The organism is Neobacillus endophyticus, from assembly GCF_013248975.1.
Taxonomy (GTDB): domain Bacteria; phylum Bacillota; class Bacilli; order Bacillales; family Cytobacillaceae; genus Neobacillus; species Neobacillus endophyticus.
The window spans coordinates 283,391-295,358 of the sequence record NZ_JABRWH010000001.1 but is presented as its reverse complement, the minus strand read 5'-3'; the positions used below and the strand labels follow the sequence as shown (position 1 = coordinate 295,358).

The following is an 11,968-nucleotide window of genomic DNA, read 5'->3' as shown; positions in this document are numbered from 1 at the left end:
TTAATCTATAACCATTAACCTAATACTTTTTGGATTTTTTCAAATGCCCAATCAATTTCTTCTTTTGTGATAATTAAAGGAGGTGCAAAACGAATGACTGTATCATGTGTTTCCTTACACAATAAGCCTTTCTCTTTTAATTGCTCGCAATATGGTCTTGCTTCTTCCGTTAGCTCTACGCCAATAAATAATCCTCTTCCTCTTACTTCTTTGATGATTGGGTTATTTAGGGATTTTAATTTTTCTATGAAATAAGTTCCAATCTCTAATGAGCGTTCAGCTAGCTTTTCTTCCTCTAGTACCTCTAATGCTGCAATGGAAACTGCGCATGCAAGAGGATTTCCTCCGAATGTAGATCCGTGTGAACCAGGGTTAAAGACACCTAGAATATCAGAATTGGCAACGACGCAAGAGATTGGGAACACTCCACCACCTAGAGCTTTACCTAAAATAAACATATCAGGAGTTACATCTTCCCAGTCACAAGCGAACATTTTACCAGTACGAGCAAGGCCTGCTTGAATTTCATCTGCGATAAACAATACATTGTTAGTTTTACAAACCTCGAGAGCTGATTTTAAAAATCCTTTAGGAGGAATAATAATTCCAGCTTCCCCTTGAATTGGTTCGATTAAGAAGGCAGCTGTATTTGGTGTAATGGCAGCTTTCAATGCTTCAAGGTCGCCGTAAGGAATTAACTTAATTCCTGGTACCATCGGCCCAAAGCCGCGTTTATAATCTGGATCAGATGATAACGATACGGCACCCATTGTCCGGCCGTGGAAGTTCCCTGTGCAGGCAATAATTTCAGCCTGATTTTCAGCGATACCTTTCACATCATATCCCCAGCGGCGGGCTGCTTTAAAGGCAGTCTCAACTGCTTCAGCACCTGTATTCATTGGAAGTGCCATATCTTTTTTCGTAAGTTTGCACACTTTTTCATACCAAGGTCCAAGTTGATCGTTATGAAAGGCACGGGATGTTAAGGTTACTTTTCCGGCTTGTTCAATTAAGGCATTTACGATCTTAGGATGGCGATGTCCTTGGTTTACAGCAGAATAAGCACTAAGCATATCCATATAGCGTGTACCTTCCGGGCTTTCCACCCATACTCCCTCAGCTTTTGAAATAACAATTGGAAGCGGATGATAGTTTTGAGCGCCGAATTTTTGTGTTTGTTCAATAATTTCGCTTGATTTGTTAACAGTAGTTGTCATAACATTATCTCCCCTTAAAATGGCTTAAAGCATTTCAGATGTTGTTTTAGCCTGCATGTGCAATAACAGATAGTCAGGGCCGCCCGCTTTGGAGTCAGTACCAGACATGTTGAATCCGCCAAATGGCTGATATCCTACGATTGCTCCAGTGCACCCTCGGTTAATGTATAAGTTTCCAACATGGAATTCTTTACGGGCACGTTCAACGTATTCACGGTTGTTGGAAAGGAAGGCTCCTGTTAAACCATAATCGGTGTTATTGGCTATTTCCATCATATGGTCAAAATCACGTGCTTTACAGAATGCTAGTACTGGTCCAAAAATTTCTTCCTGCATTAGGCGGGAGTTTTGGTCTAAATCAGCAAAAATTGTTGGCTGGATAAAGAATCCTTTTGAATCATCGCCTTCGCCGCCAGTCATAAGTCTGCCTTCTTGTTTACCAATCTCCACATAACTCATGATTTTATTGAAGGATTTTCCATCAATAACTGGTCCCATATACGTTTCAGCTTCTGCTGGGCTGCCAACTGTAAGAGTTTTTGTTAATGCCACAGCTTTTTCAAGGACTTCATCATAAATATCCTGGTGAACAACAGCACGGGATCCGGCAGAACATTTTTGTCCAGAGAAACCAAATGCGGAATAAACGATCGATGATACAGCTAAATTGATGTCAGTATCTTTGTCAACGACAACCGTATCTTTTCCACCCATTTCTGCGATCACGCGTTTCAGCCATTTTTGACCTGGATGTACTTTTGCTGCACGCTCATAAATACGGCAGCCAACTTCGCGAGAACCTGTGAAGGAAACAAAACGGGTTTTTGGATGATCAACCAGATAGTCGCCAATTTCTGCGCCGCTTCCAGGAACGAAATTCAGCACACCTTTTGGAAGACCCGCTTCTTCCATAAGCTCTACGAACTTAGCAGCAATAATTGGAGTAGAATTTGCCGGTTTAAGAAGAACGGTATTTCCGGATACGATCGCTGCAACGGTAGTACCTGCCATAATAGCCAACGGGAAGTTGAATGGTGAGATAATGACTCCAACGCCTAGCGGAATGTAATTGTACTCGTTCATTTCACCAACACGGCTCTCTACAGGCATGCCATCTTTAATGCGAATCATTTGACGGCCATAGAATTCAAGGAAGTCAATCGCTTCAGCTGTATCAGCATCAGCTTCAACCCATGGTTTTCCTGCTTCTTTTACCATCCAGCTTGAAAATTCATGTTTGCGGCGGCGAAGGATGGCAGCTGCACGGAATAAAATGTTAGCGCGGTGTTCATGAGGCCATTTTTTCCAAGTTTCAAATGTCTCAAGTGCAGCCTGCATCGCCTTTTCAGCTAATTCTTGGCTCGCTACAGATACGGATCCGATTATTTCTTCTTTATTGGCAGGGTTGATGGAAGTAATTTTTTTATCAGTAGTGATCTTTTCACCGCCAATTACGAGCGGATATTCTTTGCCAAGATGTGATTCAACGTATAATAAACTTTCTTTAAATGCCTTTTTATTTTGTTCGTCCTTAAAGTTAGTTAATGGTTCGTGTGTATAAGTTCGCAATCTAGTTACCTCCTAAATTAGTTTACATTATTAACAATGCAATTATCATGCCAACATTGAATGTTTAGAAATTTTGCAGATTTTAAAATGATAACGGTTACAAATGCAATATTTTTTTGCGCAAAAAAATAATTTTACATCATTATCCGCAAAAATATTTTGCGTTTTTTCAGATTGTCTGCTTAAATATCAATAGGAAGATTCAAACTGATAAGGAGCTTGAATAATTCGTGGAAAAAAATAAATTAAATGTAGAGTATTTACAATATATAAACCAAATGTATCAGCGGATTTTGGATGAAGTGGATGTGGGGGTCCATGCGGTTGATGAAACAGGAAAAACAATTATTTACAATAAAAAAATGATGCAAATGGAATCAATGGATATCCAGGATGTTTTGCACAAAAACTTGCTGGATGTGTTTATGTTTAAAGATAATCAGTCTAGTACTTTAGTAAAGGCATTACAAGAAGGAAAAGAAACGAAAAATGTAAAGCAAACTTATTTTAATAACCGTGGACGCGAAATTACCACAAATAATAATACAATCCCTATTTTTGCTAACGGTCGAATTCATGGAGCCGTTGAAATTGCTAATGATGTTACGAAACTAGAAAAATTACTAAAAGGGAACATTAATTCAAAAGGGGCCACAAGGTATACGTTTGACAGTATAACTGGGAACAGTTTGGCGATCAAGGAAGTTGTAGAGGCGGCAAAACGGGCATCAAGAACGTCTTCCTATGTTTTGATTGTTGGAGAAACAGGGACAGGCAAGGAGCTTTTTGCACAAAGCATACACAATGCCAGCGGCCGGTTTTCAGGACCTTTTATATCGCAAAACTGTGCAGCACTTCCTGATAACTTAATAGAAAGCCTGTTATTTGGCACAAAAAAGGGGGCTTTCACCGGTGCCGCTGATCATCCGGGCTTATTTGAGCAGGCAGAAGGGGGAACACTCCTGCTCGATGAGATCAACTCTTTAAATTTAAACCTTCAGGCAAAGCTACTGCGTGTTCTCCAGGAAAAAACAATTCGTAGAATTGGGGATACAAAGGATACACCTGTTGATGTCAGAGTGATTGCGAATATGAACGAAGATCCGATTGACGCAATAGCCAAAAATCGTTTAAGAAAAGACTTGTATTATCGCTTAGGGGTTGTAACTATATTTATACCGCCGCTAAGAGAAAGAAAAGAAGATATTCCGTTATTAGTGCAAAATTTTATTGATAAATATAATGAACGGTTTCAAATGCAGGTCAAAGGGTTAAGCGATGAGGTTCAACAATCGTTTCTTGAGTACGATTGGCATGGCAATATTCGTGAGCTTGAGCATGTAATTGAAGCAGCGATGAACATTATGATGGATGAGGAAGTAATTAAATTTTCCCATCTGCCGTTCCAATTCCGTAACAGGATGCATCTGAAAGAACGGATGATCCCCATTTCCACCGTAGAGTCGTTTATTGAAGAACGTACTGATGTCATTGTTCCGTTAAAGGAGCAGCTGAATCAATTTGAAAAATCATATATTGAGCATGTATTGAAAAAGAATGATTATAATATTTCCCGATCTGCGAAATTGCTTGGATTAAGTCGTCAAAGCTTGCAATATCGTATGAAAAAGTTATTAATTGATTGTAACTAATCTTATTTGGCAATAATGCGTAAGCGGTTATGCTCGTTCACGCCAATATCCCATGCCAAATGCTGAAGCTTAAATTGCTGATTGATTAAGGGACGATTTTTCCTCATCCATTTTACGGCATATTGATTGGCGTCTTTTTCAACCCATATATGGGAATAGAAGGATGATTCAGGTGGAAAAACATCAAATTGGGTGTTGTTTTCAAAAAATTGTTGTTGATGCCTGATTTCATGATATAAACAATAGGCTCCATGGAGTTTGGTCAAATAAGGATCTGAATATGGCAGGTTAAAAAGATAAATAAAAATCATATTATATTTGAAATTATAAGTGGAGAATACTCTGTTTTGGATGATAGATTTTAGCAGGCTGTATTGGCTGTAAAGATTCTTTTTTGTGTTGGTATATTGGGAGATGGTTTTCCAGTGGTCAAAAATATAAATATCAGGGAGGGGAGATTTCTGTATTGGCAATAGTTCAAGCAGAAATTTCACATCCGCTTTAGATAATACGGTGGAATCGCTAAAGACGGCCATTTTTATCATCTCCTATTAAAAGAATGTAATTTCTTAAATGATTCTTCAATAGGAGTGGTTTTTCCTTTTTTTGTAACACCTAATTTAAAAATAAATCCAGCAAAATAGCACGCGAAGGTTTCGCGTGCTGTTTTTATCGTATGCGAGGTTTTTCTTCATATTAAGATGACATCTTCACTTTCTTTTCTGTAGTAGTCCATTTTCCACGGCTTGGGCTTATAACCAAGTCATTATAGGCCAATACATTTAAGTCTCGTTGAATGGTGCGAGGAGTGATACCAAATTCCTCTACAAGTTCCTGCGTTGTGACAGTGCCGTTATTGCGGATAAACATGTAGATACATTTGATGCGGTTTAACATCCGGTTAGTTGAAGGTTTCAAAGAACCACTCCCTATCCTTTTTTCAAACCTATGGCGTAATCCCTCTACCGACAGTCTCTTGAAGATTGCTCTTCATAATATGTAGTTTTCTTTTCCGCGCAGCCATCTCCTTTGCATGGATGGATGAAGTGTCACCAAGATGTCATACATCTAACCTTATTGTACCCATAATTTCAGAAAATTTCTACCGCAATGGTTAAGTTTATTCAATAAACTTTGACCAATTACGATTTAAGATAATATAAAGCCTCCTTCCTTAGAAGTGATCCTATTATAGATTATAGAGTAGAAAAAAAGATTTATGAATAATTGTTTGAATTTTTTGTGAATAAATATACTCTTTTATTTATGCCGGTAAAATTGCTAAGATATGAGCGAAGGTGATATTGTAAAAATAATGAAAACGAATGTTTCAGGAGGGAACGCTGTTGACACAAATCAATTGGCTGAAGGAAGCAGAAAATAGAAAAGAGGCCCTCATAAAGGACGCTCAGAATTTGTTACATATTAAAAGTATTTTAGATGAAGAGAACATAGAACCTAGTGCTCCATTGGGAAAAGGAGTAAAAGAAGCACTGGATTTTATGCTTGAAATGGGCAAAAAAGATGGTTTTACTGCAAAAAATGTAGGGGACGTAGCAGGGCATCTTGAATTTGGCAGCGGAAATGAATTAATTGGAATTCTTTGTCACGTAGATGTTGTACCAGAAGGAGATGGCTGGTCGAGCGATCCGTTCGGAGCAGAAATACGTGACGGAAAAATTTACGCCAGAGGTGTGCTCGATGATAAAGGGCCGACCATGGCAGCCTATTATGCGATGAAGATTGTCAAGGAGCTGGGTCTGCCGTTAAACAAACGGGTGCGAATGATTATTGGCACCGATGAAGAAAGCAAATGGCGTTGTGTGGAACATTATTTTAAAGTTGAAGAAATGCCGACTATGGGGTTTGCACCAGACGCAGATTTTCCTATTATCAATGCTGAAAAGGGGATTGCTGATTTTGATATGATTCAGCTGCCAGGAGGAAAGGCTCTAAACGAAGGAAATGTGAAGGTCTTGAGTTTCGTTTCTGGTAAAAGATACAATATGGTCCCTGATGAAGCAAAAGCCGTGATTGCGGTAAAAGAGAACCAGGAAGTACTATTGCAGCAATTCACCGATTTTATGAATCGTTTTGAATTAGAGCATGCCTCTAATATGGAAGAAGGACGATTAAGCTTATCCGTAAAAGGTGTGTCTGCACACGGAATGGAACCAAGGAACGGGAAGAATGCCGGGCTGTTTTTAGCAGAATTTCTTTCAAAACAAGCATTAGATGATCAGGATGCCCGATATTTTCAATTTGTATCTCGCTATTTCTTTGATGACTCAAGAGGAGTCCAACTTGGGGTGGCCTATTCGGATAAGATTTCCGGAGATTTAACGATTAATCCTGGAAAGTTTACATACATACCAGAATCTGGCGGCCGAATTGGAATGACCTGCCGTTATTCTGTTACAAATAATATGGATGAAACGAAGGCGAAGCTGGATGAGCTTTTACAAAAAGAAGGTTTTGTTATCGCAAATTATTCTGATTCCAAACCGCATCATGTCGACGAAAAAGAATTTCTCATCCAAACCTTAAAGAAAGTATATGAAGAACAAACAGGAGAAAAGGCAGAACTTATTGCAATTGGAGGAGGAACTTACGCTCGTTCTCTTAAAGCAGGAGTCGCATTTGGACCATTATTCCCAGGAAAGCCGGATATTGCTCATCAAAAAGATGAATACATGGAAATTGAGGATTTATTAAAAGCAACCGCTATTTACGCTCAAGCAATTTATGAATTAGCAAATTAAAATTATTATTTATGACAAAAGGAGTAGGGGAAAGATGGCATTTGCAATATTAAATGGACAGCTGATCGATCGTTCTGAAGCAAAGGTGGATATTGAAGATCGCGGCTATCAATTTGGTGATGGCGTTTATGAAGTAATCCGAATTTATAATGGCAAAATGTTTACTGTTAACATGCATTTGGAACGTTTAGCGAAAAGCTTGGACAGTATCGGGATTTCTTTCCCCTTCACAGAACAGCAATTGACCGAAATGCTGGAGATGTTAATTGAGAAAAATAATCTGCAGCTTGGAATCATCTATTTGCAAGTAACAAGAGGTGTTGCACCGCGTAATCATGCGTTCCCAGCCGAGCCGGTTCAGCCCATGCTTGTTGCTTATACAAAGCAGCTTGAGAGACCAATTCATCATTTGCAAAATGGCGTAAAAACGATGCTGGTAGAAGATATGCGTTGGCTGCGCTGTGATATCAAAAGTCTAAATTTACTGGGGAATATTTTAGCGAAACAAAAAGCAGCTGAAAGCGGATGTTTTGAAGCCATTCAGCATCGAGGGCAGGCTGTGACAGAAGGAAGTTCAACGAATGTGTTCATCGTTAAAAATAAGCTGCTCATCACTCACCCTTCTGACCAGCATATTTTAAGAGGCATTACAAAAGAAGTCATTTTACAGTTGTGCCGTGAACATGATATTTCAATAGAAGAGCGGGTTTTTACGCTAGAGGAATTGGCTGCAGCAGACGAAGTTTTCCTCTCCAGTACAACAAGTGAAATAATGCCAATCACCGAAGTCGACGGGAAAATGGTCGGTAACGGTCTCCCTGGTCCAATAACCAGGAAACTGCAAGCAGGGTTTGTTCAAGAAATTGAAAAACAATGTGGTGCACTATAGAGTGATATATGATGGAAAAAAAGACGTGAAATAGATATTCATCTTTTTCACGTCTTTTTTTGATTGAAATTAGGTACAATGAAAAGAAAATAGACTAATATAAAGAAAAGGAATGAGATGTTCATGGAGCAGCAATCCCATTATTTCTTTGCCGTTAAACTTCCTGAAGATATAAAACAAATCATGAAAAGTCATATGGGAACTATGAAAGAAAGCATCCCTTTCAGCCGCTGGGTTCACTACTTGGATTTGCACATAACATTGGCATTTTTAGGGGCGGCCACAAAGGAAAAATTATCAAATGCCGACAATTATGTTAAACAAGCCTTAGAAGATGTAAAGGCATTTACATTGAATATAGACCATTTGGGCTTTTTTGGGAAAGAAGATTCTCCACGTGTATTTTGGGCAGCTACAATGGAAAGTTTGGAATTAAACGACATTCGTAATAAGGTGTTTTCAGCCTGTGAACAGGCAGGTTTTCAATTGGAATCAAGACCTTTCCGTCCGCATATTACGTTGGCACGTAAATGGGGGAGAGAAACTCCTTTCCATGGAGGCCTGTTGCAAGTATGGGAGGAGATTCAGTCACAGCCGCTTTCTTTTCAGGCTAGTGAAGTCGTTTTATACCAAACCCGTGTTCATCAGTCTCCTAAATATGAGACTTTGAAAATATATCCATTGCAATGAAAGAAATTCACTTAAAGGTTGATCGTATGGAGCCTATTTATTTTATTATTAACCCAAAAGCAGGAAATGGCAGCTGTTTAAAAGTTTGGGGAAAGGTTCAGGCTGAGTTACAACGAAAACAAATTCCATACTTGGCTTTCTTCACGGAATATGGTGGACATGCTGAGCGAATTGCAGCTCAGATCGGAGTTGAAAATAAGCTTGGGAAACTCATCATTGCTGTTGGCGGTGATGGAACAATGCATGAAGTATTGAATGGAATGTCAAAGCATAAAAATATAACACTCGGGTTTATTCCGGGGGGATCAGGAAATGATTTTTCCAGAGGATTTTCCATCCCTGCTGATCCCATAAAGGCATTAACTGTTATTCTCCGTTCTTTGAAGAAACAGGAGAAAACCCGGGTTGATTTTGGGAAGATGTTTTTTGAAAATGAAACCGGTCATTATTTTTTGAATAATATGGGTGCTGGATTTGATGCCCTTATTGCTTTTAAAGCAAACCAATCAAGGATCAAGGCTCTGTTTAACCAATTTTCTCTTGGACGGTTGGTTTACGTCTACTTTCTTCTGAAAGAGCTATTTACTTATAAAACTTCAACTTTAGATATATCAATTGACGGAAAAAAGCATATATTTGAACAGACATGGTTTGTAACCGTCTCCAATCAGCCATATTATGGAGGTGGCATGCAGATCGCCCCTGATGCTTTGCCAGATGATGGTTTGTTTAATATTACGGTGGTTCATCAATTATCAAGATGGAAGCTGCTCTTCGTTTTCATTAGTGTGTTTTGGGGAAAACATATTTATTTTAAAGAAGTGAAACGTTTTAAAGGTAGAGCGATTTCCATTCAACCATCACTGCCGTTATACGTTCATGGGGACGGAGAACACATTGGCTGGACTCCATTGAAAATAGAGCTTTGGGATAGAGCTTTACAGATTGTGACAAGATTGAAAAATAAGGAGGAAGTGGATTTGGAAATGAGGGACTTGAATGACTTCCATTGAAAGGAAATTTTTCGCTTATTTGGATGAGCTTAATATCATTACGATTCTTCTTCCCCTTTCCTATCATCAAGGCCTTTCATCCTCTTTTTACATTACAAAAGGTTTTGAAAATAGTTCATTGCCGCTCATTAAGAAAAGTAAAATTGAAAATTATGTTAAATATATTTGTAAACTGCCATTTGACTTTTGTTTTGGTCAGCAATATTGGGTCATAGACGAACATAAAGGGAAAACTGATTTACAAATTGGAGCAGTTATTCGAACAGAGGGTTTTGATCAGAAATTCTATTATAGCGGTTCTGACCTTGGGGTGACGTATGGGGCAGAAGGGGTTTGTTTTAAATTGTGGGCTCCGACAGCAGTTCAAGTCAAACTAAAACTACGACCTCCTGACAGCTCATATTCAGAAATTATTAAGCTAAAACGTGTTGATCAGGGAATATGGTCAATTGTTCTGAATCGTGAATTGGATTGCTGGCAATATAGTTTTCTTGTCCTTGTTAATCAGGAATGGCATGAAGCAGTGGATCCATATGTGAAAGCAGTGACAGCGAACGGTAAGCTTGGGGTCATCGTAAATTTAGAACAAACTAGGGAACCACGGGCGGAACTCCCACAAATGGAAACCCCTGTGGATGCTGTGATCTATGAAACACATATCCGCGATTTTACTATCCACCCAAACAGTGGAGTAACGAATAAAGGGTTGTATCTTGGTGCTTGTGAGATTGAAACACGCGGCCAAGATGGCGGTGCAACCGGTTTATCGTATTTAAAAGAGCTGGGGATTACGCATCTGCAATTGATGCCATTTCATGATTTTGCCGGAGTGAATGAATTGAATCAGCTGCAAGAATACAATTGGGGCTACAATCCGCTCCATTTCAATACCCCTGAAGGAAGTTATTCAACAGATCCGTCAAATCCTTATGCAAGGATTTTAGAGCTAAAAAAGTTAATTAAGCAGATTCATCAAGCTGGATTAAAAGTTATTATGGATGTGGTTTATAACCATGTCTATATTCGTGAAGAGTCTTCATTTGAAAAAGTAGTTCCGGGTTATTATTTTAGGCATAACGAAATGGGACTTCCTTCAAATGGGACTGGAGTCGGAAATGATATTGCTTCCGAACGGAAGATGGTCAGAAAATTTATTGTAGATTCCGTTCGTTTTTGGATGGAGGAGTATCATATTGATGGTTTCCGTTTTGATCTGATGGGGATTTTGGATATTGAAACGATGAAGGAAGTTCGGACTGTTTGCGAGCATCTGTTAAAAGATGTGATTATTATTGGAGAAGGCTGGGATTTGAACACACCACTCCCTATTGAGCAAAAAGCGATCATCGCTAATCAGGCCAAATTACCGGGAGTTGCCCAATTTAATGACGTTTTTCGGGATTGCATCAAAGGTAATACCTTTAATCTATTAGATAAGGGATATGCCATGGGCAATGAACATGATTTAGAAGCAGCTTGTGAATCCATAGCCGGCAGTATTGGATTTAAAACGAATGGACATGGATTGTTTAATGAACCAGACCAATCCGTAAATTATGTGGAATGTCATGATAATCATACTATGTGGGATAAGCTACTGGCTTGTTTCCCGAATGCAGAAGATCCATTTCGCAGGTCTCGGCACCGGCTTGCCACAGGGATTGTTCTATTATCTCAAGGTATTCCCTTTCTTCATAGCGGACAGGAGTTTTTCCGAACAAAACATGGAGATGGGAATAGTTATCGCTCGCCAGATAGTGTTAATCAACTTGACTGGGATCGTAAAATCGAGTTCAAAGACAATGTTGAATATATAAAAGGGATCATTCAACTCAGAAAAACATTTGCATGCTTCCGAATGAGGACGGCAAAGGAAATACGCAACTGTATGACCCAGCTTCCCGCGGACTCTCCTATTTTAGGACTGTTTTATCAGTATAATGGTGATGAACTGATTCTTGTTATTAATCCTTCGGAACAGTCATATACATTTTCGCTTCCAAACGGTGAATGGTCAGTATTAGTGAATGCCCAATATGCGGGAGTTATTCCAAATGGCTCCAGTTCCCGAGAACAAATAATACTCGAACCAGTATCATTAAATGTTTTAATGAAAAAATAGTTGTTCAAGATTACTTGACGAAAAATGGCTGTTGGAGATAAAATTTAATATGAT

The 11,968-nt window shown here is 38.9% G+C and carries 10 protein-coding genes; 6 read left to right on the top strand and 4 right to left on the bottom strand.

Features of this window, described 5'->3' with window-relative positions:
* Positions 1 to 14: 14 nt before the first annotated feature.
* Together HPT25_RS01425 and pruA are read right to left on the bottom strand one after the other, a co-directional pair.
* Positions 15 to 1,217: an ornithine--oxo-acid transaminase gene (locus tag HPT25_RS01425; protein WP_173058952.1), complete on the bottom strand. Its 1,203-nt coding sequence runs from the start codon at positions 1,215 to 1,217 to the stop codon at positions 15 to 17.
* Between the two features lie 24 nt (positions 1,218 to 1,241).
* Entirely contained in the window at positions 1,242 to 2,786 is a 1,545-nt protein-coding gene (gene pruA, locus HPT25_RS01420) for an L-glutamate gamma-semialdehyde dehydrogenase (protein WP_173058949.1), read from the bottom strand.
* Between the two features lie 278 nt (positions 2,787 to 3,064).
* Here pruA and HPT25_RS01415 point away from each other — a divergent pair, with 278 nt between their 5' ends.
* Complete coding sequence (locus tag HPT25_RS01415; protein ID WP_173070791.1) at positions 3,065 to 4,438, top strand: sigma-54 interaction domain-containing protein; 1,374 nt, start codon at positions 3,065 to 3,067, stop codon at positions 4,436 to 4,438.
* Positions 4,439 to 4,440: 2 nt separating this feature from the next.
* Here the strand turns inward: HPT25_RS01415 and HPT25_RS01410 are convergent, their stop codons facing one another.
* Both HPT25_RS01410 and HPT25_RS01405 read right to left on the bottom strand, forming a co-directional pair.
* A complete protein-coding gene (locus HPT25_RS01410) occupies positions 4,441 to 4,974 on the bottom strand; it encodes a hypothetical protein (protein WP_173058947.1) in 534 nt (177 codons plus the stop codon).
* Between the two features lie 160 nt (positions 4,975 to 5,134).
* A complete protein-coding gene (locus tag HPT25_RS01405) occupies positions 5,135 to 5,356 on the bottom strand; it encodes a DeoR family transcriptional regulator (RefSeq protein WP_173058944.1) in 222 nt (73 codons plus the stop codon).
* A 428-nt stretch (positions 5,357 to 5,784) separates the two neighbouring features.
* Between HPT25_RS01405 and pepV the strand changes: the two genes are divergently transcribed.
* The 5 genes from pepV to pulA all read left to right on the top strand — a co-directional run bounded on the left by pepV (position 5,785) and on the right by pulA (position 11,914).
* Entirely contained in the window at positions 5,785 to 7,200 is a 1,416-nt protein-coding gene (gene pepV, locus HPT25_RS01400; RefSeq protein ID WP_173058942.1) for a dipeptidase PepV, read from the top strand.
* A 34-nt stretch (positions 7,201 to 7,234) separates the two neighbouring features.
* Positions 7,235 to 8,089: a D-amino-acid transaminase gene (gene dat, locus HPT25_RS01395; RefSeq protein WP_173058940.1), complete on the top strand. Its 855-nt coding sequence runs from the start codon at positions 7,235 to 7,237 to the stop codon at positions 8,087 to 8,089.
* A 123-nt stretch (positions 8,090 to 8,212) separates the two neighbouring features.
* A complete protein-coding gene (thpR, locus tag HPT25_RS01390) occupies positions 8,213 to 8,779 on the top strand; it encodes an RNA 2',3'-cyclic phosphodiesterase (RefSeq protein ID WP_173058938.1) in 567 nt (188 codons plus the stop codon).
* Positions 8,776 to 9,792, top strand: a complete 1,017-nt coding sequence (locus HPT25_RS01385) for a diacylglycerol/lipid kinase family protein (RefSeq protein WP_246277115.1) — start codon at positions 8,776 to 8,778, stop codon at positions 9,790 to 9,792. The genes thpR and HPT25_RS01385 overlap by 4 nt, the downstream gene beginning before the upstream one ends.
* Positions 9,779 to 11,914, top strand: a complete 2,136-nt coding sequence (gene pulA, locus HPT25_RS01380) for a type I pullulanase (protein ID WP_173058934.1) — start codon at positions 9,779 to 9,781, stop codon at positions 11,912 to 11,914. Before HPT25_RS01385 ends, pulA begins: the two co-directional genes overlap by 14 nt.
* Positions 11,915 to 11,968 lie beyond the last annotated feature (54 nt).

Coding starts and splice junctions, on each gene's coding strand:
- HPT25_RS01425 (WP_173058952.1), bottom strand. CDS start 1,217: ATGACAACTACTGTTAACAAATCAAGCGAAATTATTGAACAAACACAA.
- HPT25_RS01415 (WP_173070791.1), top strand. CDS start 3,065: ATGTATCAGCGGATTTTGGATGAAGTGGATGTGGGGGTCCATGCGGTT.
- HPT25_RS01410 (WP_173058947.1), bottom strand. CDS start 4,974: ATGGCCGTCTTTAGCGATTCCACCGTATTATCTAAAGCGGATGTGAAA.
- dat (WP_173058940.1), top strand. CDS start 7,235: ATGGCATTTGCAATATTAAATGGACAGCTGATCGATCGTTCTGAAGCA.
- thpR (WP_173058938.1), top strand. CDS start 8,213: ATGGAGCAGCAATCCCATTATTTCTTTGCCGTTAAACTTCCTGAAGAT.
- HPT25_RS01385 (WP_246277115.1), top strand. CDS start 8,776: ATGAAAGAAATTCACTTAAAGGTTGATCGTATGGAGCCTATTTATTTT.
- pulA (WP_173058934.1), top strand. CDS start 9,779: ATGACTTCCATTGAAAGGAAATTTTTCGCTTATTTGGATGAGCTTAAT.